This is a genomic window from Streptomyces finlayi (assembly GCF_014216315.1).
In the GTDB taxonomy this organism is placed as follows: domain Bacteria; phylum Actinomycetota; class Actinomycetes; order Streptomycetales; family Streptomycetaceae; genus Streptomyces; species Streptomyces finlayi_A.
In genome coordinates this window covers 1,389,159-1,412,592 of sequence record NZ_CP045702.1, presented here as the reverse complement: position 1 = coordinate 1,412,592, position 23,434 = coordinate 1,389,159, and the positions used below count along the sequence as shown (strand labels likewise).

Here is a 23,434-nt window from a genome sequence, read left to right as displayed (position 1 = left end):
CAGGGGCCGCAGGCGAACCGCGGGCCTCTTGCCCGAGGTTCGGCGACCCCACAGCCACTGTCGGCCCTGGGTCACTGGGGCGGCATGGGCCATGGGTCCCTGCCGCGCGGCTGACGGTCCCCGACTCCGGTCCGGCCGGCCCTCCACCTCGGACCGGTGCCCCGGATCGCTCGCGCGATTCCTTCGGAACGGCGGCTCGGCCGTCCGCTGACCGGACACGGTCGTGCGCGAGGAGCGGTCGTCCCACGGGAGGCTGCCGGGTCAGGTCCCGGGCGCGGGATGCGGCAGGGCGCCCGCCGCGCGGGGCGTGCGCCCGCCCTCGGGGCCGTAGCCGAAGCGGATCAGTATCTGCGGGCAGCACCGCTGGCGTGATCCGCCCGTCGCCGTCCGCAGATCCATCCATTCCATCGCCTGATGCAGCATCGAGGTCCGCACCCCGTACGCGGTCGCCGTGAGCAGCACATGCTGCAGAGCCTGACCCGCACGCAGCCAGTCCTCCCGCCGGTCCCACGCCGTCCACAGCAGCGCCACCTGCGCGTGGCGTTCGAAGTGCAGGGCGGGAAGATGCGGCACGGGCAGCCGGCCGGTGAAGTCCCGCATCGGCATCCGCCCGGACGCGTCCAAGGCCCCGACCGCGGTCACGGGGATGCCGTAGCCGGTGCCGCGTCCAGGGGCGGTGAGCCAACCGCGTGCCTCGTCCGTGCGGCCCGGGTGCGACGCGTTGCGGACCTCGCCCGTCCGGGTCAACCGCAGCAGTCGCCGGGTCCCCACGATGTCGGGCACATCCAGATGCGCGCCCTCCGCCCGTGCCGCGCTGATCATCTCCGCCACGATCGGTTCCGGCACCGGACGGCCGGTGAACGGCATGCGGCTGGTGTGACGCCGCTCGACGGCCTCGTACAGGTGCCGCGGCGACGCCGGTCCGTCCTCGGCGGACCCGGACAGTCGCACGGTGGCCAGCAGATCGGGATCGTCCGGGGCGGGCAGCAGCCGGACGACGGGTTCCCAGCCCAGGTGCGCTGCGGCGACCCGGAGGTTGAAGAGGGCCGCGCCCACCGAAAGGTGCTGGGCGCGCAGGTCGGGATCGGTCATCGGCAGCGGCCGTCCGAAGTCGGCGCGGACCTCGACCGACCGGCTGTCCGGGTCCAGGCCGAAACGCCAGGGCTGCGTGTTGTGGATCGACGGCGCGGCCACCGCGGCGGTCAACAGGGACTGGACGGCTGTGGCGTCGACTTTCCGGGTCTGCATGGTGGATCTCCTCTGCGAAGCTCATCCCGTCTCGCCCACTCTGCGTAGGGACCCCCGCTCGGGAGAGGGTTGACCGGCCCCTTCCAGCCCGCCATACGGCCTCGAACCGGCGCCGCCGCCGAGGGCGATCGGCCCGGAGCCGGGTGGGATGCCGCGTGTCAGCGGCCGAGGTCCGCAGCCCGATGACGCTGCACACACGGACCGGATGGGGTGGCTGATCACCCCGTCGGCAGGCGCAGGGCCGCGCGCACGGCGTCCGCGGTTCCCGCCCGTGCGGCCGCGACCCCGGCCGTGGGGACCCTCGGCCCTCCCCGCCAGGCCGAACGCCACTGGTTGCCGGAGCGGTGCGGTGTTGTCATGGGTAGGGAAGACGGCGTGTACGAGCCGACGTACCGCGCGTGCTCCGGCCGGGCGGTCCGACCGCGGACGCCCCGCCGCACAGCGAAGGAGGCCGATGCCATGCTGCACCGCCGTACGGTCGGAGACATGATGACCAAGGAGGTCCTCACCCTCCGCCCCAGCACACCACTCCGGGAGGCCGCCGCCCTGCTGGACGCGAACGACATCGTCGCGGCGCCGGTCCTGGACGACGACGGCGCCCCGGTCGGCGTCGTGTCGGCGTCCGACGTACTGCGGCACGAGACCGGCACGCCCGAGCCGCAGGGGCAGAACGGGACCGACGAACACGCCTGGAGCAAGGCGCGGGCACGGACCGCGGGCGCGCTCATGAGCAGCCCCGTCTTCACCGCCCGCGCCGACTGGACGATCCCCCGGGCCGCGCGGGAACTGCGCAGTCGGCACGTCAAGCAGCTACCGGTGGTCGGCGACGACGACCTCCTCACCGGCATCGTCACCCGCAGCGACCTGCTCGACGCCTTCATCCGCTCCGACGCCGAGATCCGCGGCGAGGTGGAGCAGGACGTCCTGGTGCGCATCCTCGACCTGGCTGAGGGCACCGTCGCCGTCGAGGTCCGGGAAGGTGTCGTCACCCTTCGGGGTCACGTCCCGGCACCGCGTCTCGTGCCGGTGGTCGTGGGTCTGTGCCAAGGCGTCGATGGTGTCGTCGACGTGGACGCCCACCTCTCCACCGCGCCGGCGGGCTAGGTCCTGTCTGGAGTTCCCCCGCGGCGTCGCGGCGTCCGGCACCGCCGCCTCCGGCGTTGTCGTCAGTCGCGAGGGCTCCGCCATCGCTCCCTCCTCCGCCTTGGATTCGACGGCACCGGACGCCGCTCCTTCTCCCGCGCTGGAACTCCAGACAGAACCTAGGGTCTTTCCTTTGGATCATGCCGGGCTCGCGGGGGCCGGTGACAGTGATCACGGCTGGGTGAATTCGGACGAGTGAGGGCGGCCGGCGCATCCGCTACGCGCGGCATGGTCGTCGAGATGTGACCTGCGGACTCCCCGCCGCGCAGTCGGCGCCGCAGCGGCATTTCGCCTGCCACCACTCGCACGGTTCGCCGAAGATCCCCCTCACATCCGCGGAACCATGGAGACTGGGAACCATGCAGAAGCTCTCACTCGACGCCCTCGCCCGCGAGCACATGGAACGCGCCGCCGCCGTCTCCACCGGCCGCAGCGCCACCACCGTCTACGGCGGCCACGAACACGTCCTGCGCCAGACCGTCCTCGCGTTCACCGCCGGCACCTCGCTCGCCGAACACGAGAACCCCGGCGAAGCGACCCTGCTGGTGCTGCGCGGGCGCGTCCGGCTCACCAGCGGGGACACCTCCTGGGAAGGCCGGAACGGCGACCTGCTCACCATCCCCGACGCCCGCCACGGTCTGTACGCGATCGAGGACGCGGCGGTGCTGCTCACCGTCGCCAAACACGGCTGACGCCCAACCGCTCGCCGGCACATGACCACGCCGTGGTGGGCGGGTCCGGCCTGCCCACCGTCACCGGCGAACCGCGGATCGTACGCGCAGCCGCTCACCACGCCGGCCGGTCCCCGGCGCTGTGCTGCCCCGGCCGGTTACAGCAGGCTGCTCCAGTACGTCCAGAATCGGGTGAGGACCAGCATCGCGATGACCCCGTACCAGGCGCCGAGCAGCATCCAGTGCGTGTCCCGTACGACCGCCAGCGCACCACGGGGCACGCGGACGATGCCCCGTTCCACGCAGTGGACCATGAGGTACCAGAACAGGGCGATGGTGACCACCCAGACGACGGCGCAGTAGGGGCACAGCTTGTTGAGCTCGTAGAGCGACTGCCAGATCAGCCAGTGGACGAACACCACTGCCACCAGCGCCCCGGCGTTCAGTGCGAGCCAGAGCCGCCGGTGCAGGCGCGCCCCGCAGAGCACGGCCACGCCGAGGGCGGCCACGGCGGCGAAGGCACCCAGTCCGAGCAGCATGTTGGGGAAGCCGAACAGGCTGCCCTGCGGGCTGGACATGACGCTGCCGCAGCTCACGACCGGGCTGATGTTGCAGGGCGGCCGGTAGGACGGGTCCTTCAGGAGGTGCCAGTCGTCCACGGTGAGCTGGAAGGAAGCGAGCCAGCCGACGATCCCGGTGAGGAGCATGACCAGGCCCGTTCGGCGGCTCGCTCCGACCGGGCCCGCGCGCCGGCCGGTCGCGGCGTCCGGGGCGAGTGCGGGCCCGTGCTTCACGCGGCTCACCGGGAGCCGGACGCCGAGCGCGATCGGCCCGGAGCCGCTGCCGGTGCGGCCCGCCTGCGGTAGACGAGATAGGGCCTGGCGAGGTACCCGATCGGGGCGCTCCACACGTGCACCAGCCGGGTGAACGGCCAGGCGGCGAAGAGGAGGAAGGCGGTCAGGGCGTGCAGCTGGAACAGCAGGGGTGCCCCGACGATCGCCTCGGGCTGTGGCTGGAGGACGAACAGGCCGCGGAACCATACGGAGACGGTGGAGCGGTAGTCGTAGCCGGCGCCGAAGACGTTGTGGGCGGCGGTCGCGGTGATGCCGAGCAGGACGGTCGCCGACAGCAGGGGGAAGAGGAGCTTGTCGCTGCGGTCGGTGCCGAGGCGGATCGTGCGGTTCAGCAGCCGGCGGGCGCACAGCATGCCCAGCCCGGCGACCATGGCGACGCCCGCCACGGAGCCCGCCCAGACGGCGGTGGTGTGGTAGGCGTGCTCGGAGATGCCGACCGCCTCGGTCCACGAGTCGGGGACGGCGAGTCCCACGACATGGCCGGCGATCACCATGAAGGCGCCGAGGTGGAACAGCGGGCTGCCCCAGCGCAGCCAGCGGTGTTCGAGGAGTTGGCTGGTGTGGGTGGTCCAGCCGAACTGATCCTGGCGGTAGCGCCAGACGTGCCCGACGACGAACACCGCGAGGCAGACGTAGGGGACGGCGACCCACAGCAGGAGGTCGGTGCCGCTCACCGCCGCCGCGGCCGACGGGGACGGGGATACGGCGTTCATCGGGTGCCTTCCATACGGGTGGTGGTCGGATCGGCGGGCGGCACACGGGTCGGCGGAGCGGCCATCGGCGGCACGAAGGTGCCCGGAGGGGCGAACTCCCCCTCCCCGTACGTCCCGTAGGGATCGAGGCCGACTTCCTCGTCCGGCGGTCCCTCGGCGACGAGCTGGGCCACCGCCGCGCGGTCCGCGTCGGTGGGCGGCGGCAGCAGGGTGAGCAGCGCGGTCATGACGTGCCGGTACGGCGATTCGGCGTCGGTCAGCGCCCGGTGGATCAGCTCCAGCCCCCGCCGGTGCTGGCGCAGCGGTGCTTCGCCGCCGCCTGGGCCCATCAGAGCGGCGAACTCCAGCACGACCGGGAGGTGGTCGGGCAGTTCACCCCCTTCGATGTCCCAGCCGGTGGCGCGGTAGCGCTGGTTCAACGTGAGCAGGGCCATGCCGCGGCGGCGGGTGTCGCCGTGCAGGTAGTAGGTGAGGTAGAGGCTGCTCCTGCGGCGCAGGTCGAACGTCTCGACGTAGTGCCGCTCGACGGCGTCCGTCTCCTGGCCCGTGAGCCAGGTGGTGAAGTCGGCCAGGTGCCCGGCGGCGGGCGAGGGCGCCAGCGCCTCGATGGTGGCCGCCAACCCCGGTGCGGAAGCGGCGAGTTCGTCGTCCGGATACTGCAGCAGCAGCGAGCAGAGCCGCAGCAGCAGGGCGCGCTCCTGTGTCTCCTCGGGCGAGAGCCGGGCCGGGCGGCGAACGGCCGCCCGGATGCGGGTGCGGACGAGGGCGGGAACGCTTGCGGGCAGCGGGCTCACGCGTGACCTCCGGTGGTCTTGCGGCGCAGGGTGGGGATGCCGAGCATCACCCGTCGGCCACCGGCCTCCGCGGGCTCGCCGGAGGATTCGACGGGGCAGCGCTCCTCCATGGCGGTCAGCGCGGCGGCGTCCTCCTTGTGGGCGGCGGGGACGACGTAGCGGTCCTCGTACTTGGCGATGGCGAGCAGGCGGTGCAGGTCGGTGGCCTCCTGGGCGGTGAGGCCGACGGCCTTGAGCACGGCTTCGTCGCCGTCCTCGCCGAGGGTGCGCTCGCGCATGTAGGAGCGCAGGGCTGTGAGTTTCATCAGCACTCCGGCGACCACGTCGGCGTCCCCGGCGCTGAACAGCTCCGCCAGGTACTCCAGTGGGATGCGCAGCCGGGTGACGGCGGCGAAGACGTGGTCGGGGTCGTCCTGGTTTCCGCCCGCGGCGTCGACGGCGTCCAGGACGGGGGAGAGCGGCGGTACGTACCAGACCATGGGCAGGGTGCGGTATTCCGGGTGGAGCGGCAGCGCGACCTTGTACCGCATGACGAGGTCGTACACCGGGGAGCGGCGGGCCGCGTCCAGCCAGTCCTCGGGGATCCCGGCTTCCCGTGCCGCCGCGATCACGTCGGGGTCGCGCGGGTCGAGGAAGACCCCGCGCTGTGCGTCCAGGAGGTCCTTCTCGTCGGGAGTGGCGGCGGCCTCGCCGACCCGGTCGGCGTCGTAGAGCAGCAGGCCGAGGTAGCGCAGCCGTCCGACGCAGGTCTCGGAGCAGACGGTGGGCTGGCCGGCCTCGATGCGCGGGAAGCAGAAGGTGCACTTCTCGGCCTTGCCGGTGACGTGGTTGACGTACACCTTCTTGTACGGGCACGCCGTCACGCACATCCGCCAGCCGCGGCACTTGTCCTGGTCGACCAGGACGATGCCGTCCTCGACCCGCTTGTACATGGCCCCGGACGGACAGGCCGACACGCAGGCCGGGTTGAGGCAGTGCTCGCACAGCCGCGGCAGGTGGAAGAGGAAGGTCTGCTCGAACTCGAACTTCACCTTCTCGGCCCACTCGCCGGTCAGGTTCGGGTCGCCGCCGGCGTTCTCGGGAGCCCCGCCGAGGCCGTCCTCCCAGTTCGCGCCCCAGGTGATGGCGGTGGGCTTGCCGGTGAGGACGGAACGGGGGCGGGCCACGGGCATGTCCTTGCCCGCCGGGGCGTTGACGAGGTTGTCGTAGTCGTAGGTGACCGGCTCGTAGTAGTCCTCGATGGACGGCAGGTCGGGGTTGGAGAAGAGCGAGAGGAGCCGCTTGACCCTCCCCCCGGAGCGCAGGACGAGACGCCCGCGCTTGTCGAGCATCCAGCCGCCCTTCCAGTGCTCCTGGTCCTCGTAGCGGCGCGGGTAGCCGACGCCGGGCTTGGTCTCGACGTTGTTGAACCAGGCGTACTCGACGCCGGTGCGGTTGGTCCACGTCTGCTTGCAGGTGACCGAGCAGGTGTGGCAGCCGATGCACTTGTCGAGGTTCATCACCATTGCGATCTGTGCCATGACGCGCATGTCAGTACTCCACTTGCTGGCTGCGGCGGCGGATGACGGTGACCTCGTCGCGCTGGTTGCCGGTCGGGCCGTAGTAGTTGAAGGCGTAAGTGAACTGGGCGTAGCCGCCCGCGAGATGCGTGGGCTTGAGCAGGAGGCGGGTGAGGGAGTTGTGGATGCCGCCCCGCTTGCCGCTGACCTCGGTCTTCGGGACGTTCACGTTGCGGTCCTGGGCGTGGTGCATGTAGACGGTGCCCTCGGGCATGCGATGGGTGACCACGGCGCGGGCGGCGACGACGCCGTTGCGGTTGTACGCCTCGATCCACTCGTTGTCCTTGACGCCGATCTTCTCGGCGTCCTCGGTGGACATCCAGATCGTCGGGCCGCCGCGGGACAGGTCGAGCATGTACTTGTTGTCCTGGTAGTTCGAGTGGATGGACCACTTGGAGTGCGGGGTCAGGTAGCGGACGGTGACCTCGGCGCGCCCGCTGTCGTGCAGGTGCTCGTCGCCGTAGTGCCGTGGCGAGTTCAACGGAGGTCGGTAGACGGGGAGTTGCTCGCCCAGTTCGGCGATCCAGTCGTGCTGGACGAAGAAGTGCTGGCGGCCGGTGAGCGTGTGCCAGGGCTTCTTGTGCTCGGTGTTGATGACGAACGGTGAGTAGCGGCGCCCGCCCGTCTCCGAGCCCGACCATTCGTACGAGGTGATGACCGCGCGCGGCTGGGTGCGGGTGTCGGCGAAGGTGATGCGCTCGGCCTCGCGTTCGGAGGCCAGTTCCACCAGGCCCTTGCTGCCGGTCTGCCGCTCCAGCTCCCGGAAGCCCTCGGTGGCCAGGCGCCCGTTGGTGGTGCCGGACAGGGCGAGGATCGCCTCGCACATGTCGGAGGCGGTGGCGAGGGAGGGCCGTCCGGCGGCGATCCCTTCCCTGACGGCGCCGTTGTGACGCCGCAGCTCGTCGATCTCCTGGTTCGGGTGGACGGTGACGCCCTTGGTGGTGGTGCCCAGGGTGTCCAGCAGCGGGCCGATGGCGCGCATCTTCTGCGCCACGGCCGCGTAGTCCCGTTCGATGACGACGAGCTTCGGCATGGTGCGCCCGGGGATCGGCTCGCACTCGCCGTTCTTCCAGTCCCGTACGGTCCCGCCGGGCTGGGCGAGTTCGTCGGGGGTGTCGTGCAGCAGCGGCACGGCGATGACGTCGGTACGGGTGCCCAGGTGCTCGGCGGCCAGCTCGCTGAACTTGTCGGCCATGGTCAGGAAGGTGTCGTAGTCGGTGCGGGCCTGCCAGGGCGGGGCGATGGCCGGGGTGAAGGCGTGCACGAAGGGGTGCATGTCCGTGCTGGACAGGTCGTCCTTCTCGTACCAGGTCGCGGCCGGCAGGACGACGTCGGAGAGCAGGCCGGTGGAGGTCATCCGGAAGTCCATCGTGACCAGCAGGTCGAGCTTGCCCTCGGGGGCCTCGTCCCGCCACACCACGTCCTTCGGGCGCCCCTCGGGCGGGGTCTCCTCGGAGCGTACGGCCGCGTCGGTGCCCAGCAGGTGCCGCAGGAAGTACTCGTTGCCCTTGCCGGAGGAGCCCAGCAGGTTGGCCCGCCACACGGTCAGCACGCGGGGGAAGTTCGCCGGGTCGTCCGGGTCCTCGACAGCGAACCGCAGCCTGCCGGACTTGAGTTCGTCGACGATGTGCTCCGCGACCGGCCGGCCCGCGGCGGCTGCCTCGTCCGTCACATCGAGGGGGTTGCGGTTGAAACCGGGGTGGCCGGGCGTCCAGCCCAGCCGCACGGCCTGCGCGAGAGTGTCCGCGAACGCCTTGCCCTTGAACCGGCCGCTGCCGAGCGGCGAGGCCAGCTCATCCGGTCCGAACGCCTCGTAGCGCCACTGGTCGGAGTTGAGGTACCAGTACGACGTGCCCGCCATGTGCCGCGTGGGCCGCTGCCAGTCGAAGGCGAACGACAGGTGCTGCTGCCCGGTGACCGGGCGCACCTTCTCCTGCCCGACGTAGTGCGCCCAGCCCCCACCGTTGACGCCCTGGCAGCCCGTCATCGTCGTCAGCGCCAGGAACGCCCGGTAGATGGTGTCGGAGTGGAACCAGTGGTTGGTGCCCGCACCCATCGCGATCATCGAACGGCCCTGGGTGCGCTCCGCGTTGCGGGCGAACTCGCGGCCGATCCGCGCCGCCTGCACCGCCGGGACCGAGGTGATCGTCTCCTGCCAGGCCGGGGTGTACGGCTGGCTCGCGTCGTCGTACCCGGTGGGCCAGCTGCCCGGCAGCCCGGGGCGTACGACACCGTACTGGGCCAGCATCAGGTCGAAGACCGTGGTGACCAGCCGCCCCGCGACCCGGCGCACCGGCACCCCGCGCAGCATGGTGGAACCACCCTCGGTGGCGCCCTCGTCGAAACGGGGCAGTGCCACCTCGGCCGTCTCCTCCGCCCGCTCCAGCAGCGTCAGTTCGGGTATCACCTCGCCGAGGTCGAGGTTCCAGCGGCCCTCGCCCGTCTCCCCCCACCGGAAGCCGAGCGAGCCGTTCGGCACGACCGGTTCGCCGGTGGCCGAGTCGAGGAGAACGGTCTTGGAGTGGGCGTTCTCCTCCTCGTGGCCCAGGTCGGCCGCCGTCAGGAACCCGTCGGGGACGAGACCGTGCTCGTGTTCGCGCAGGGTCACCAGGAACGGCGCGTCGGTGAACTTCCGCATGTAGTCCTGGAAGTAGGGGACCTCGCGGTCGACGAGGAACTCGCGCAGGATCACGTGGCCCATGGCCATCGCCAGCGCCCCGTCCGTGCCGGGGTGCGGGGCCATCCACTCGTCGGCGTGCTTGACGTTGTCGGCGTAGTCGGGGCTGACCGCGACGACCTTGGTGCCGTTGTAACGGGTCTCGGTCATGAAGTGCGCGTCCGGCGTACGGGTCACGGGGATGTTGGAGCCCCACATGATCAGATAGCCGGCGTTCCACCAGTCAGCGGACTCCGGCACGTCGGTCTGGTCGCCGAACACCTGCGGCGAGGCGATCGGCAGGTCGGCGTACCAGTCGTAGAAGGACAGCAGGGTGCCGCCGATCAGCGAGTGGAACCTCGCCCCGGCCGCGAACGACGCCATGGACATCGCGGGGATCGGAGAGAAGCCGGCGACGCGGTCGGGGCCGTACTCCTTCACGGTGTGCACCTGGGCGGCGGCGATCAGCTCGCTGACCTCCTCCCAGCCGGCGCGCACCAGGCCGCCCTTCCCGCGGGCCCGCTTGTACGCGCGGGCCTTGGCCGGGTCGCCGGTGATCTCGGCCCAGGCCGCCACCGGGTCACCGAGGCGCTTGCGGGCCTCACGCCACAGTTTCAGCAACGCGCCGCGCACGTACGGGTAGCGGACCCTGCTGGGCGAGTAGGTGTACCAGGAGAACGACGCCCCGCGCGGGCAGCCGCGGGGCTCGTACTCGGGGCAGTCCGTGCCGATGGACGGGTAGTCGGTGGCCTGGTGCTCCCACGTGATGATGCCGTCCTTGACGTACACCATCCACGAACAGGACCCGGTGCAGTTGACCCCGTGCGTGGAACGCACCACCTTGTCGTGGGCCCACCGGTCCCGGTAGAAACTCTCCCACTTCGGGTCGCCCTCGCCGAACACGGCCCGGCCGTCGGCCGACACCTCGCGGCGTGTCAGCAGTCTGCGGGCCGCCAGCGGCCAGCCTTCTCCGGTGGGCGACGCCTTGCGCCGTGCGTTCTGCTCGTTCTCCATGACAGGGAACGCTATGGGCCGCGGGCATGGGAGTGCCTGGGCTGGCGGTCCCTGCCGGATGACCGTCCGGCCCCATCTGGCCGGGCGTAACAGGGACCAATGGCACTGTGCCGGGTCCGGTCGGCGAGCGAGCCCACGGTGCCTGGCGTGCATGCTGGCCAATGACCGAACCGCAGGTGCCCGTCCGCGCCACCGCGTTCCGTGCCCGTCCGGCGGCCGAATTCCCCGTCCCCGGCTGCCGCGGGTGCGGCGCGTACGGCGCGTGGGCACCCGGTTCGGTCGAGCGTCCGGCCGCTCTCTGCGGCCGGACGCGGCATCCGCCCCGCGAGTCGGTACCGGAATGCCAGCCCACCCGCATCGGCCGGCCGCGCCGGCCCGACCTGCTGGAGACACGACCATGAGCGTGCTCACCCTCGCCTCGGACCCCAAGGACGCCACGGCTCTCGAAGCCGCCGAGGCACACCACGCCCGGCTGGCCGGGGAACTGGCCGGACGCGTCACGATGCTGCTCACGGCCGTGGACCGCGACCCGGGCGCCGCCGAGAAGATCCACGCCGGTCTCGTCACCTTCTGCGACCGCTCGCTGCTGCCGCACGCCGCGGCCGAGGAAGCCGTGCTCTACCCCGTGGCCCACGGCATGCCCGAGGCCCGTCTGCTCATCGAGGGCCTGATCGGCGAACACCGTTGCCTCACCGCCCTCGTCGACGCCCTGCGCACCGCATCCGGCCCGGCGGGCGCGGCGGCCGACGCCAGGGCCCTGCAGGTGCTCTTCGAGGAGCACGTGGCCAAGGAGAACGGCCTCGTGCTGCCCCTGCTCGCCATCACGCCCGAGGTCTCCCTGGCCGAGCTGCTCGCGGACACGCACCGCCGGCTCGCGAGGGACGTGCCTGCCACGGGCACCGAAGGGGCTCAGAACACCGAGGAAGGACAGGACCCGCGGGAACGGGCCGAGGAGACCGGCGGTTGCGGGGGAGTCTGCGGCTGCGGTGACGAGGAGGAGGAGGCCGAACCCGAACTGGACGTGCGGGAGGTGCCGCACGCCCTGCGCCACGCGACGGTCTTCGGCGCGCTCGACGCCGTCCCGGCGGGCACCGCCATGGTGCTGGTCGCCCCGCACGACCCCCTGCCGCTGCTCGCCCAGATCGAGCAGCGCGGCCCCGGCACGTTCTCGGTGGAGTACCTGGAACGCGGCCCCGAGGTCTGGCGGCTGAGGCTCAGCCACCGCTGACCGGAAGCCGTTCCCGTCTTTCAGACGGCGCGCCGTCGTTGATCGACCAGCGTGCCCGCACCGTCCTCCCCGCAGCACACGAGGAAAGAAGGAACCGTGCACGACGACGCAGACCACCCTGGAGGCCGATTCCACCGCCGCCGACGATGGCTGCCGCGCACGGTCAGGCCCGGTCACCGTCCGGCCGCCCGCCTCGTCCGCCCTGACTCCAGGGCGGCCGGACACAGCCCGGTAGATCTCCGTCAACGGCGTCTCGCGCACGCTTCCGGCGCCCAGCGGCAGGAACCCGCTCGGGCGTACGGCCTCACCGGTGACCCGTATGCCGAGGAGCCGTGGTGCGGATACGTCCCCGGCTCCTTCCCGTACCAGCGCGAACTGGCCGCGCTGGTGTCCGGCGGCAGCGGCGCCGAGGGCCGGCCGGTCCGTGGACACACGGCCGGCAGCGCATCGCACCAGAACGCCGGCGAGGGTTCGCCCCGACGTCAAGGAGTGGCATGACCAGCATCGAGGCCCGGCCGCCCACCGGCACCGGGAACGGGAACGGGAGTGAGCCCGGTACGTACCCGAACAGGTTCAGGGCCTCGCGTGTGAAGGCCCGGCATCTGCGCGCCCACGTCCTGGTCGTGGCATGGCTGGCGGCGGCCCTGCTCGCGGTCGCGGCGCAGGGGACGTTGCCGGTGGCCCGGTGGCTGGCCGTGCACATGTTCCTGCTCGGCGCAGTCACCACGGCCATCCTGATCTGGAGCGAGCACTTCGCCGTCGCCCTGCTGCACGCCAAGGTCCCCGACGCACGATGGAGTGCCGCCCGGCTCGGGACCGCCAACCTCGCCGTGGCCGGGCTGATCGTCGGGATGTGGACCGCGTCGCCGGCGCTGACCGCTGTCTCCGCCACGCTGCTGGTGGCCGCGGCCGTCGCACATCTGGTGATGCTGATCCGCCTCGGGCGGGGTGCGCTCGGAGGGCGGCTCAAGCCGATCGTCGCCTACTACCGGGTGGCCACGGCGGCCTTGATCGCGGGTGCCGTCCTCGGCGGGTTGCTGGCCACCGGCGGTGCCGGGGGGCCCGACCGGTACGCCGGGCTGCGCCTGGCCCACATCCACGTCACTCTGCTCGGCTGGATCGGTCTGCCCGTCCTGGGCACGCTGTTCATGCTGTGGCCGACCGTGCTGGGCGTACGGATGAAGGACCGCACCACGAAGGTGTCGCGGTGGGTGCTGTGGCTCACCGGCAGCGGACTGCTGGTGGCGGTCGCCGCTCTGGCGCTCGGCCTCCGCCGGCCGGCCGCGGCGGGCCTCGCCCTCTACGCCGGGGGAGCGGCCCTCGCCGTCAACCTCCTCGTCCGTACCGTACGCGGCAGCCGGCCCGTCTCCGCGGCGGCGGCCTGGATGATCGCCGCGGCCACCTGCTGGCTGCTGATCGCGGTGGCGACGGATCTGGCATGGCTGGCCGCACGGCCGCTCGCGGAAGCACAGGCCGGGTTCGACGCTCTGCTCCCGGTGCTGCTGATCGGCTTCGTCGCGCAGATCCTGATCGGCGCGCTCACCTATCTGCTGCCGGTCGTCCTCAGCAGTGGTCCCAAGGACCGGGCGGCCGTACGGACAGTGCTGGAGCGGGGCCGGCTGCCACGGCTGGTGGCGCTCAACACCGGTGTCGCGCTCACGGCGCTCCCGCTGTCCGGCCCGGCCGCGACGGCCGGCGTGCTGCTGGCCGCTCTGTCCGGCGCCACGTTCCTGGTCCTGACGACGGTCGTCCTCGTCCGCAGCGGCCGGGCACCTTCGCGGGACGCGGGCACGGGCAGCGCGTCACGGCGTCCCGCCGTGTGGGGCACTGCCGCGGGCGTCGTCCTGACCGTTCTCGCTGTGCTCGTGGCCAACAGCGGCGGGGACACCGACGAACCGGCGGTCGCCTCCGCGACGGGAGGCGGCGCCGTCGCCGCGACCCGCACGGTCGACGTCACCCTCGCCGACATGCGCGTCCGCCCCGCCCGGATCGAGGTCGCGGCAGGCACCGTCCTGCGTCTGAAGGTCACCAACGACGACGCCCGGCGTCACGACCTCAAGGTGGCGGACGGCCCCGCCACCCCGATGCTCGCCCAGGGCGACACCCGCGTGCTGGATGTCGGACCGGTCACCAGGAACCGTGAGGCCTGGTGCACCCTGCCAGGTCACAAGGCGGCCGGGATGACGATGGACATCGTCGTCAAGGGCCACGACGGCACGGCGAAGGACAGCGGCGAACACGAGGGACACGCATCGGCCGCCGACAGCACCGGCCTGGACCTCTCCGCGGACTTCTCCACCGGCTGGCGGGCACGCGACGCCGATCTGGCGCCCGCGCCCGGCGGGACGGTCCACACATCCGAACTGCGCGCCGCGCACACCATGGTCGAAGTGGCTCCGGGCGTGAGGCAGCAGATGTGGACCTTCGGCGGCACCGCACCCGGCCCCACCCTGCGCGGCAAGGTCGGCGACGTCTTCGAGATCACGCTCGTCAACGACGACACCGGCATGGGCCACGGCATCGACTTCCATGCCGGCGCCCTCGCCCCCGACAGGCCCATGCGCACCCTCGACCCGGGCGAACGACTCGTCTACCGCTTCCGCGCCGAGAAGGCCGGAGCGTGGTTGTACCACTGCAGCACCACACCGATGCTCCAGCACATCGGCAACGGGATGTACGGCGCCGTCGTCATCGACCCACCCGGCCTGGCGGAGGTGGACCACGAGTACCTGCTGGTCTCCTCCGCGCTCTACCTCGGTACCCCCGGCAGCACCGCCCAGGTGGCGAAGATGCGGGAGAACACCCCGGACGCATGGGCGTTCAACGGCGTGGCCAACCAGTACGCCCAGCAGCCCTTGAAGGTGAAGGCCGGTGAGCGGGCCCGCTTCTGGGTGGTCGCCGCGGGGCCCAGCGACCCAATCGCCTTCCACATCGTCGGCACCGTGTTCGACACCGTGTACAAGGAAGGAGCCCATCTCCTGGAACCGGGTCAGCCGGGCGGCGCACAGGTCCTGGACCTCGCTCCGGCGCAGGGCGGATTCGTCGAGACGACATTCCCCGGTGCCGGCCACTACGCCTTCGTCGACCACGACATGCGCCACGCCGAAGCAGGCGCGCACGGCATGGTGGAGGTGCGCAAGTAGTGGACACCGTCGGCTGGTGGTCCCTCGTACGGTTCGCGCATGTGGCAGGCGCCGCCCTGTGGGTCGGCGGCCAGCTGGCCCTCTCCCTTGTCGTCCTGCCGCTCGCCCGCCATCTGCTCGCCCCGGAAGCCAAGGACCGCTTCACCGCCGCGGCCGGCCGCCGGTTCGGCATGCTGACCGGGACGGTGTTCCTGCCCGTACAGCTGGCCACCGGCTGGGCCATGGCCTGGCACGGGGGAGTGACCTGGGCTTCCCTCGCAGAACCCGGCTACGGCCGGACCCTGGCGACCAAACTCGCCCTCTTCGTGGTGGTGATGCTCGCCGCGGCCTGCCACGGCATCGCCCATGCCAGGGGCCGCGCCGACCTGGCTCGCGCCCTGGCGGTCGTCTCCCTCGTCGGCTCACTCGGCGTGGTCCTGCTCGCCACCGCCCTGCCCACCACCTGACCAGCGGCCACGACGAGGCCCGGCTCCTTACGCCCGGCTCCTTACGCCCGGCTCCTTACGCCCGGCCCCTTACGCCCGGCTCCTTACGCCCGGCCCCTTACGCCCGGCCCCTTACGCCCTGTGCCGGAGGTCCATTCGGCGCCGGATCGAACACTGCCGCTGACCGGCTCGACGCACCGCGCCCCGTATCTGCCCATGGGGGGCCGAAGGTCCCGCCGATCGGGGCCGCACGGGGCTCACCCGGTGCCCTGTCCGGCACTCCTCGCCACCGGCCCGCACGACGAGCATCGGCAGTGACAAGACCGTCCGACGAGAGGACCTGTGATGACCACGACGGTGACAGCCGTCCCCCGGACCGCCGACGCCTGGCGACAGTTCACCGGGAGCGGTTGGCGCGCGCGCATCGACGTGCGTGACTTCATCCAGGCCAACTACACGCCCTACGAAGGCGACGCCTCCTTCCTGACCGGTGCCACGGACCGCACACGGGCGGTATGGGAAAAGGTCAGCGCGCTGTTCCCCGAGGAGCGGCGCAGGGGAGTCCTCGACGTGGACACCGCCACCCCCTCCACGATCACCTCGCACGCCCCTGGCTGGATCGACCGCGACCGTGAGCTGATCGTCGGCCTGCAGACCGACGCCCCGCTGAAGCGGGCGATCATGCCCAACGGCGGCCTGCGCATGGTGGAGAACGGGCTGAAGGCGTACGGCTACGAGCCCGACCCGTTCGTGACGAGGGTGTTCGACACCTACCGCAAGACCCACAACGCCGGCGTCTTCGACGCCTACACCCCGGCGATGCGCGCCGCCCGCAGGGTCGGCATCATCACCGGCCTGCCGGACGCCTACGGCCGCGGCCGGATCATCGGCGACTACCGGCGCGTCGCCCTCTACGGCACCGACCGGCTCATCGGGGCCAAGCGTGCCGAACGTGCCGGCCTCGACGCCAGGCCGTCCACCGCGGACGTCATCCGTGACCGGGAGGAACTCGCCGAACAGGTCCGGGCACTGGGCGAGCTGACGGCCATGGCGGCGACGTACGGCTGTGACGTCAGCCGTCCTGCGGCTACCGCGCACGAGGCCGTGCAGTGGCTCTACCTCGGCTACCTGGCCGCCGTGAAGGAGCAGAACGGCGCGGCGATGTCGCTCGGCCGGACCTCCACCTTCCTGGACGTCTACCTCCAGCGAGACCTGGACGAGGGACTCCTCGACGAGACGCGTGCCCAGGAACTGATCGACGACTTCGTCATCAAGCTCCGCATCGTCCGCTTCCTGCGCACCCCCGAGTACGACTCGCTGTTCTCCGGCGACCCGACCTGGGTGACGGAGTCCATCGGCGGCGTCGGCGCAGACGGCCGCCCGCTGGTCACCCGAACCTCCTTCCGCTTCCTGCAGACGCTCTACAACCTCGGCCCCGCCCCGGAACCGAACCTCACCGTGCTGTGGTCGCCGCGGCTTCCGGACGGCTTCAAGCAGTTCTGCGCCCAGTTGTCCATCGACACCAGCGCCGTCCAGTACGAGTCGGACGACCTGATGCGCGAACGCACCGGCGACGACACCGCGATCGCCTGCTGCGTCTCCGCCATGGAGGTGGGCAGGCAGATGCAGTTCTTCGGAGCCCGCGTCAACCTCGCGAAGGCACTGCTGTATGCCGTCAACGGTGGCCGGGACGAGATGACCGGCGACCAGATCACCCCCGAGATGCCGCCCCTGACCGGTGAGTACCTGGACTACGACGAGCTGTCGGCCGCCTACGACCGCGTCCTGGACTGGCTCGCGCAGACGTACGTCGACGCGCTCAACGTCATCCACTACATGCACGACAAGTACGCCTACGAGCGCATCGAGATGGCGCTGCACGACTATCCGGTCCACCGCTTCATGGCCTGCGGCATCGCCGGTCTGTCGGTCGCCGCGGACAGCCTGTCCGCGGTCAGGCACGCACGCGTCAAAGTCTTCCGCGACCGGACGGGACTGGCCGTCGACTTCCGTACCGAGGGGGAGTTCCCCGCGTACGGCAACAACGACGACCGTGCCGACAGCATCGCCGTCGAGCTGGTGGAGTCGTTCATGGCGAAGGTGCGCCGGCACCCCGCCTACCGGGACGCGGAGCACACCCAGTCCGTGCTGACCATCACCTCCAACGTCGTGTACGGCAAGCACACCGGCAACACCCCTGACGGCCGGCGAGCCGGACAGCCCTTCGCTCCCGGCGCCAACCCGATGAACGGCCGCGACAAGCACGGAGTCGCCGCCTCGGCCCTCTCGGTGGCCAAACTGCCCTACGAGGCGGCACGGGACGGCATCTCCCTGACCACCACGATCACCCCGGAGGGTCTGGGGCACGTCCCCGGGGAGCGCGCCGGTCATCTGGTCGGCATCCTCGACGCCTACGTGGCCGCGGGCGGCTTCCACATGAACGTCAACGTGCTGAACCGGGCCGTGCTGGAGGACGCCATGGAGCACCCGGAGAACTACCCCGAGCTCACCATCAGGGTCTCCGGATACGCGGTGAACTTCGTCCGCCTGACCCGCGAGCAGCAGCTCGACGTGATCAGCCGCACCTTCCACGGAGCACTGTGAGCAACGTGACCACAGGCCGGATCCACTCCTGGGACCTGTCCACCGGCGTGGACGGTCCCGGGACCCGGTTCGTGCTGTTCGTGAGCGGCTGCCCGCTGCGCTGCCTGTACTGCGCCAATCCCGACACCTGGCACATGCGCGACGGGCGGGAGGCCACCGTCGACGAGATGATGGCGGAGATCGGCAAGTACCGGGGCTTCATCACCACGGCCGGGGGCGGGGTCACCCTCACCGGTGGTGAACCCCTGCTCCAGTCGGCCTTCACCGGGACGCTCCTGCGCCGCTGCAAGGAGGCCGGTCTGCACACGGCCCTCGACACCTCCGGCCTCCTGGGTGCCCGGGCCTCGGACGAGCTCCTCGCCGACACCGATCTGGTGCTCCTCGACATCAAGTCCTTCGACATCACCACCTACGAGAAGCTGACCGGCGGCGCACTCGCTCCCACTCTCAGCTTCGTGACCCGTCTCGAGCGGCTGGGCAAGCGGGTGTGGATCAGGTACGTCCTGGTGCCCGGCTGGACCGACGACGAGTCCGCCATCGACGGACTCGCCGCGTTCCTCTCGGGCCTGGGCTGCGTGGAGCGGGTCGACGTCCTTCCGTTCCACAAGCTCGGCGCCGCCAAGTACGACGCGCTGGGCATCCCCTTCCCCTTGCGCGACACTCCGGTTCCCGACCCGGCGCTGGTGGACCGGGTACGGGGTCAGTTCCGCGAGCGTGGGCTCGTGGCCCATTGACGCAGGCGAAAGAGAACACCTTCCCCGGCATCCCCTTCATCTGGGCGGCCGGGAGTTCACCGCGCAGGAGACCGAGCCGCTCCAGGTCCTCGCCCAGCAGGCCGCCGTCGCGACGGAGCGACGGCGTCGGCATCCCGGCCAGGCCGCCGCGGCGGCCTGGCCGGCACGGCGGAACGGGCACGGAAGGCTCGGCGGCGACATGGAACCGGAGAGCCAGGGAGGGCAGGGTGCACGGCGCGTGCTGTCGGCGGACCGGGCGGTCCACGACCGCACGTCGCCCTCCACCGTCCGCGCGGCCGAGCCGCGCGGCGAAGGGACCGTCGGCTCTCCTCCGGGACCAGCGGTCCCTGCCCCGGGCGGCCGTCGCAAGACACGCTGGGAGCAGACCGAATGACACAGGAGGTGGGCAGCATGGCCCGCACGATCACCGTAGGACTCGACGGCTCCCTCGAGAGCCGGGCAGCAGCTGAGTGGGCGGCCCGCGAAGCGGCGCTGCGTGAGCTGCCGGTACGGCTGCTCCACGTGTGGCAGCCGGTGCCGGATCACATGGCCCAGGCTCCGCTTCTCGGCGCCGAGACGCATCAGCACTGGACCGAGAGGATCCCCCGGGAAGCCGCGGAGAGCCTGATGCTGCGTCACCCCGGCGTCGAGGTGAGAACCGAGCAGCGGACGGGAGCTCCGGTCGAGGTCCTGCTCGACGCCGCGCGCGACGCGGAACTGCTGGTGCTGGGTTCCCGCGCACTGGGTGGCCTCACGGGTTTCCTGGTCGGGTCGGTCGGCCAGCCGGTGGTCGCCCGCGCCGAGGTGCCCGTGGTCCTCGTCCGAGCGGGTGAACAGGCCGCTGACGAACACGTCAAGGACTCCGCCGGCATCCCTTCCGCCGCCACCGGCTTCCGACCCGTGGTCCTGGGCCTGGACACCGGCAGTCCCGACGACTCGGTGATCACCTTTGCTTTCGAGGAGGCACGGCGCCGCGGGGCCGTGCTGACCGTCGCCACGGGCTGGAACCTGCCGTCCTCCTACGCGTACGGCCTGGCCGCCGGTGTAGACCTCCGCGAGGACGTCATCCGGGAGCAGGCCACGGCACTCAGCGAAGTGCTGCTGCCGTGGCGGGAGAAGTACCCGGAGGTGGAGGTGACCGAGGTGTCCCGGCTCGGCAGCCCCGCCGCCATCCTGATCGACGCCTCCCGCGACGCCTCCCTCGTCGTGGTGGGCCGACGCGTGCGCCGCAGCCCCTTCGGCGCGCACATCGGTGCCGTGGCCCACGCGGCCATGCACCACGCCATCGCGCCAGTCGCGTCGTCGCACACGACTGACGCGCCAGGACCCCGCGGCCACGCTCCGAAGGGCTCATCACCGGGTGTGCCGTTCAGCCGTTCAGCCGCTCGCAGTCCACGACACCGGGCCGTTCGCCGCCGGGGCAGGTGCGCCACCGGCTGTCAGGAACGGCCATGGACCCGCACACCCCGTCGGGCCCGGCTACGACCCGGCCTTCCGCCTCCTGCGGAGGCACTGTATGAGACGCGCGGACACCCCTGCTGCCACGCCGGCCGCAGGGCTCCTGTCCGCGCCGACCGAGCTGAGGAGGAACAGACATGAGGGACCAGAAGATCGGTGCCGTGATGACCACCGAGGTGGTCCGCGCCGAGTGCGGCACCCCCTTCAAGACCGTTGCCAGGCTGCTCTCCGAACACCGCGTCAGCGGACTGCCCGTGGTGGACGATGAGGAACACGTCATCGGCGTCGTCTCCGAGACGGACCTGATGTTCCACCAGGCCGCGACGCCACTCGCCTACGAGTTGCCCCCGCGGTTCCGCGTCGCGCAGGTGCTGCCCCGGGCCCGCCGACGGACGGCGAAGGCACGGGCTCGTACGGCGGACGGGCTGATGACCGCCCCCGCCGTCAGTGTGCGCGCCGAGGACACCGTCGTGGAGGCCGCCCGCACCATGGTTCAGCACCGGGTGAACCGGCTCCCGGTGATCGACGAGGAAGACCGCCTGGTCGGCATCGTCACCCGGCATGATCTGCTGCGCGTCTTCCTGCGCCCGGACGCGGAGATCCGCGAGTCGGTGATCCACGAGGTGCTGGAGCGCGGACTGTGGCTTGTCCCCGGCAGCATCGACGTCACAGTGACCGAAGGCGTCGTCACGTTGCAGGGCCAGGTGGAACGCAGGAGTGAGACCGAGATCGCCGTGGCCATGACCCGCAAGACCGACGGAGTCGTCGACGTCGTGAACCGACTCACCCACCGCTTCGACGACTCCCGGTCCGACCTGGGCACGAGTGTGCCGCACGGGGCCGCGAACGACTGGCCGCGGTGACGGCACCGGCGGTTCACGAGCGTGGCCGTGCGAGCCGTCAAGGTCCCTCGGCGGCGGGGGAGTTCCAGGGGCGCGACGCGAAGAAGAGTTCCTGGTAACGCTTTTCGTGCTTGCCTGTCCAACCCTCGCGGAGCCCCTGGTGGTTGTGGGCCGACCGGCCCTCACCGGCAGGCCGGTGGTCCTCGCGCACGCGCCTGGCACGGGTACGGGTGGCACTGCGGCGCGGACCTGTCGGCTCTGCCGGGGAGGGGTGGCGAAAGCCAGGCTGGGAGAGACCGAGGAGGAGTTGCCATGAGTGGTCTCAGGACCAGCGAAGAAGTCGGCGTCCAGGTGCGGAACCGAGGACAGGTACCGGACGGTGCGGAAGCCTATGCCCGGAGGAAGGTGCTCGCGGTGATCAGCCATGTGGGCGAACCGGTCCTGTCGGCCCAGGTGAAGCTCACGCAAGCCGCCAACGCTTCGGCGGCCCGTCCGGCTACGGCTCAGGCCGTGGTGGACGTCAACGGCCGGCCGGTACGGGCCCATGTCGCCGCGACCACCATGTTCGAGGCCGTCGATCTTTTGCAGGAGCGCCTGACCGCGCGCATCGCCCGGGTACGGCGGCACGGGACGCGCGGACCGCGCGATGGCGGCGGCCCGGACGGCCGGACATGGTGGGACGGCTCGGGCCATGAGCACCGCCCGCACCGCCAGTACCTTCCGGCCGAAGAGCGCCGCATCATCCGGCACAAGTCGTTCAGCCTGGCCCGGCAGACACCCGAGGACGCCCTGATCGACCTGGAGGCCATGGACCACGACTTCTGGGTCTTCACCGACCTGGCCTCGGGGTACGACAGCGTGGTCTACCGGGACGTCCCGGCCGGCCGGCACCGCATGGCGTCGCTCGGCCGCAGCGGCCCGCAAAGGGACTTCGAGGGACCTCTGAGCGTCAGCACGGTCCCCGTCCCCTCGATCGATGTGGGCGAGGCCGTCCAGCGGCTGCGCCTGACCGGCTTGCCCTTCGTCTTCTTCCACGACACCGGCACCGGCCGGGGAAGTGTGCTCTACCACCGCTACGACGGTCACTACGGACTGATTACCCCAGCCCTGTAGTGACATCTCACCACCGCACCGGCCCTTCCGGCTCTTCCGGAAACGGACGGCTCGCCGTCAACGGCCCGCTCGCCGCCGCCAGGTACCGCGTCCGGGCCGTTGCCCTGCCCTCGCCCCCGCTCCGCCACCGCTCCTCAACCTGACGCACCCCGTATTTCGGAGGAAACCATGTCACGACGTACCGTCATCGCCGCTGTGGACGGCTCGGCCGAGTCGCTCGCCGCAGCGGCGTGGGCCGCCCGGGAGGCTCGCCTGCGCGGTCTGCCCCTGCACCTCCTCCACGCCCGGCAGGACCGTTCGTCGGTCTTCAGCCCCGCCCCGTCGAGGGGCACGGACACCACGCCCGACGGGACGACCATGACCCGGCACCGGGCGGAGTGCGCCCTTGGCGAGACGGCCGACCGGCTGCGGGAGGAGTATCCCGACCTGGACGTCGGCGTCGAGCAGGTCTTCGGGCGCCCCGCCGAGGCGCTGCTCTCCGCGACGGCGGAGGCGGAGGTCCTGGTGATGGGATCGCGAGGGCTCGGTGTCCTCAGCGGTTTCCTGGCCGGATCGGTGTCCATGCCCGTCATCGCACGTGCCGAGTGCCCGGTCGTCGTCGTACGGCCCGGCGCACGGGCCGAGGGCGAACTGTGGCCCGAGGCCGGTGACAGCGTGGCCGACACGAGGCAGCACCTCGACGTGGTGCTCGGCCTCGACCTCTCCCGGCCGTGTGACGAGTTGATCGCCTACGCCTTCGCGGCCGCCTCCGCTCGGGCGGTCGGGCTGCGGGTCATCCACGGCCGGACCGCTCCGGCCGCCTTCGACTTCGACCCCGCAGCCACCGATCCCGGCCATCGTGTAGCCCGGGAACTGGGCGAGGCGAGCGCGCTCACAGACGTACTGCGGCCGTGGCGCGGCACCTTCCCGGATGTCGAGGTCACGGAACAGTGTGTCGTCGGCAGGGCCGCCGGCCACCTCGTGGACGCCTCCGCGGAGGCCTCACTGCTGGTGGTGGGACGGCGTGTACGCCGCGCACCGGTCGGCACGCACGTCGGGCCGGTCACGCACGCGGTGCTGCACCACGCCGCGGCCCCGGTGGCAGTGGTCCGACACCTGTGAGCGCGTACGGTCGGCACGGTACCGGTCCGGTGCCGCACCGGCCGTGATGATGGCGGTGTGGCCGCCTGGCGTCCGGGCGTCCGGTCGCCCGAGGCAACGGATGACCACGGCTGAACACCACCGGTGCCTCCGAC

At 71.5% G+C, this 23,434-nt stretch carries 19 protein-coding genes; 13 read left to right on the top strand and 6 right to left on the bottom strand.

Features of this window, described 5'->3' with window-relative positions:
- Positions 1–261 precede the first annotated feature (261 nt).
- Positions 262–1,248, bottom strand: coding sequence for an Acg family FMN-binding oxidoreductase (locus F0344_RS06500; RefSeq protein ID WP_185297869.1), 987 nt, complete (start codon positions 1,246–1,248; stop codon positions 262–264).
- Between the two features lie 459 nt (positions 1,249–1,707).
- On the opposite strand from F0344_RS06500, the gene F0344_RS06495 reads away from it, so the two are divergent.
- Both F0344_RS06495 and F0344_RS06490 read left to right on the top strand, forming a co-directional pair.
- The gene (locus tag F0344_RS06495) at positions 1,708–2,352 is read left to right on the top strand and encodes a CBS domain-containing protein (protein ID WP_185297868.1); all 645 of its coding nucleotides are present in this window, start codon (positions 1,708–1,710) and stop codon (positions 2,350–2,352) included.
- A 398-nt stretch (positions 2,353–2,750) separates the two neighbouring features.
- Positions 2,751–3,083 (top strand): cupin domain-containing protein, encoded by a 333-nt coding sequence (locus F0344_RS06490; RefSeq protein WP_185297867.1) that lies wholly within the window; start codon positions 2,751–2,753, stop codon positions 3,081–3,083.
- A 137-nt stretch (positions 3,084–3,220) separates the two neighbouring features.
- Here the strand turns inward: F0344_RS06490 and F0344_RS06485 are convergent, their stop codons facing one another.
- From F0344_RS06485 to F0344_RS06465, 5 genes are read right to left on the bottom strand one after another with little or no spacing between them, the layout of a single operon-like run.
- Positions 3,221–3,856: a vitamin K epoxide reductase family protein gene (locus tag F0344_RS06485; protein WP_258049712.1), complete on the bottom strand. Its 636-nt coding sequence runs from the start codon at positions 3,854–3,856 to the stop codon at positions 3,221–3,223.
- Positions 3,857–3,861: 5 nt separating this feature from the next.
- Positions 3,862–4,629, bottom strand: a complete 768-nt coding sequence (narI, locus tag F0344_RS06480) for a respiratory nitrate reductase subunit gamma (protein WP_185297866.1) — start codon at positions 4,627–4,629, stop codon at positions 3,862–3,864.
- A complete protein-coding gene (narJ, locus tag F0344_RS06475) occupies positions 4,626–5,423 on the bottom strand; it encodes a nitrate reductase molybdenum cofactor assembly chaperone (protein ID WP_185297865.1) in 798 nt (265 codons plus the stop codon). The genes narI and narJ overlap by 4 nt, the downstream gene beginning before the upstream one ends.
- The gene (gene narH / locus F0344_RS06470) at positions 5,420–6,952 is read right to left on the bottom strand and encodes a nitrate reductase subunit beta (RefSeq protein ID WP_185297864.1); all 1,533 of its coding nucleotides are present in this window, start codon (positions 6,950–6,952) and stop codon (positions 5,420–5,422) included. Before narH ends, narJ begins: the two co-directional genes overlap by 4 nt.
- Before the next feature lies 1 nt (position 6,953).
- Positions 6,954–10,652, bottom strand: a complete 3,699-nt coding sequence (locus F0344_RS06465; protein ID WP_185297863.1) for a nitrate reductase subunit alpha — start codon at positions 10,650–10,652, stop codon at positions 6,954–6,956.
- Positions 10,653–11,049: 397 nt separating this feature from the next.
- Between F0344_RS06465 and F0344_RS06460 the strand changes: the two genes are divergently transcribed.
- The 11 genes from F0344_RS06460 to F0344_RS06410 all read left to right on the top strand — a co-directional run bounded on the left by F0344_RS06460 (position 11,050) and on the right by F0344_RS06410 (position 23,300).
- Positions 11,050–11,880 carry a DUF2249 domain-containing protein gene (locus F0344_RS06460; protein WP_185297862.1) on the top strand — a complete coding sequence of 277 codons (831 nt, stop codon included), beginning with the start codon at positions 11,050–11,052 and terminating at the stop codon, positions 11,878–11,880.
- A gap of 96 nt (positions 11,881–11,976) precedes the next feature.
- Positions 11,977–12,378, top strand: a complete 402-nt coding sequence (locus tag F0344_RS35500) for a hypothetical protein (protein ID WP_185303029.1) — start codon at positions 11,977–11,979, stop codon at positions 12,376–12,378.
- Entirely contained in the window at positions 12,375–15,023 is a 2,649-nt protein-coding gene (locus F0344_RS06450; RefSeq protein WP_185297861.1) for a multicopper oxidase domain-containing protein, read from the top strand. The genes F0344_RS35500 and F0344_RS06450 overlap by 4 nt, the downstream gene beginning before the upstream one ends.
- Positions 15,023–15,469 carry a hypothetical protein gene (locus F0344_RS06445; RefSeq protein ID WP_185297860.1) on the top strand — a complete coding sequence of 149 codons (447 nt, stop codon included), beginning with the start codon at positions 15,023–15,025 and terminating at the stop codon, positions 15,467–15,469. Before F0344_RS06450 ends, F0344_RS06445 begins: the two co-directional genes overlap by 1 nt.
- Before the next feature lie 324 nt (positions 15,470–15,793).
- Positions 15,794–18,052, top strand: coding sequence for a formate C-acetyltransferase (gene pflB, locus F0344_RS06440; protein WP_185297859.1), 2,259 nt, complete (start codon positions 15,794–15,796; stop codon positions 18,050–18,052).
- Positions 18,049–18,786 (top strand): pyruvate formate-lyase-activating protein, encoded by a 738-nt coding sequence (gene pflA / locus F0344_RS06435; RefSeq protein WP_185297858.1) that lies wholly within the window; start codon positions 18,049–18,051, stop codon positions 18,784–18,786. Before pflB ends, pflA begins: the two co-directional genes overlap by 4 nt.
- On the top strand, positions 18,767–19,180 hold the full coding sequence (locus F0344_RS06430; RefSeq protein ID WP_185297857.1) for a hypothetical protein: 414 nt from the start codon (positions 18,767–18,769) through the stop codon (positions 19,178–19,180). Before pflA ends, F0344_RS06430 begins: the two co-directional genes overlap by 20 nt.
- 17 nt (positions 19,181–19,197) lie before the next feature.
- Positions 19,198–20,385, top strand: a complete 1,188-nt coding sequence (locus F0344_RS06425; RefSeq protein WP_374940066.1) for a universal stress protein — start codon at positions 19,198–19,200, stop codon at positions 20,383–20,385.
- Positions 20,382–21,107, top strand: a complete 726-nt coding sequence (locus F0344_RS06420) for a CBS domain-containing protein (protein WP_185297856.1) — start codon at positions 20,382–20,384, stop codon at positions 21,105–21,107. Before F0344_RS06425 ends, F0344_RS06420 begins: the two co-directional genes overlap by 4 nt.
- A gap of 291 nt (positions 21,108–21,398) precedes the next feature.
- A complete protein-coding gene (locus tag F0344_RS06415) occupies positions 21,399–22,199 on the top strand; it encodes an HPF/RaiA family ribosome-associated protein (RefSeq protein ID WP_185297855.1) in 801 nt (266 codons plus the stop codon).
- Between the two features lie 168 nt (positions 22,200–22,367).
- Entirely contained in the window at positions 22,368–23,300 is a 933-nt protein-coding gene (locus F0344_RS06410) for a universal stress protein (RefSeq protein WP_185297854.1), read from the top strand.
- The last annotated feature ends 134 nt before the right edge of the window (positions 23,301–23,434 follow it).

What these genes read in the sequence shown, in the direction of transcription:
- F0344_RS06500 (WP_185297869.1), bottom strand. Translation starts at nt 1,248, where the DNA reads ATGCAGACCCGGAAAGTCGACGCCACAGCCGTCCAGTCCCTGTTGACC.
- F0344_RS06495 (WP_185297868.1), top strand. Translation starts at nt 1,708, where the DNA reads ATGCTGCACCGCCGTACGGTCGGAGACATGATGACCAAGGAGGTCCTC.
- F0344_RS06490 (WP_185297867.1), top strand. Translation starts at nt 2,751, where the DNA reads ATGCAGAAGCTCTCACTCGACGCCCTCGCCCGCGAGCACATGGAACGC.
- narI (WP_185297866.1), bottom strand. Translation starts at nt 4,629, where the DNA reads ATGAACGCCGTATCCCCGTCCCCGTCGGCCGCGGCGGCGGTGAGCGGC.
- narH (WP_185297864.1), bottom strand. Translation starts at nt 6,952, where the DNA reads ATGCGCGTCATGGCACAGATCGCAATGGTGATGAACCTCGACAAGTGC.
- F0344_RS06465 (WP_185297863.1), bottom strand. Translation starts at nt 10,652, where the DNA reads ATGGAGAACGAGCAGAACGCACGGCGCAAGGCGTCGCCCACCGGAGAA.
- F0344_RS06460 (WP_185297862.1), top strand. Translation starts at nt 11,050, where the DNA reads ATGAGCGTGCTCACCCTCGCCTCGGACCCCAAGGACGCCACGGCTCTC.
- F0344_RS06450 (WP_185297861.1), top strand. Translation starts at nt 12,375, where the DNA reads ATGACCAGCATCGAGGCCCGGCCGCCCACCGGCACCGGGAACGGGAAC.
- pflB (WP_185297859.1), top strand. Translation starts at nt 15,794, where the DNA reads ATGACCACGACGGTGACAGCCGTCCCCCGGACCGCCGACGCCTGGCGA.
- F0344_RS06425 (WP_374940066.1), top strand. Translation starts at nt 19,198, where the DNA reads ATGGCCCGCACGATCACCGTAGGACTCGACGGCTCCCTCGAGAGCCGG.
- F0344_RS06420 (WP_185297856.1), top strand. Translation starts at nt 20,382, where the DNA reads ATGAGGGACCAGAAGATCGGTGCCGTGATGACCACCGAGGTGGTCCGC.
- F0344_RS06415 (WP_185297855.1), top strand. Translation starts at nt 21,399, where the DNA reads ATGAGTGGTCTCAGGACCAGCGAAGAAGTCGGCGTCCAGGTGCGGAAC.
- F0344_RS06410 (WP_185297854.1), top strand. Translation starts at nt 22,368, where the DNA reads ATGTCACGACGTACCGTCATCGCCGCTGTGGACGGCTCGGCCGAGTCG.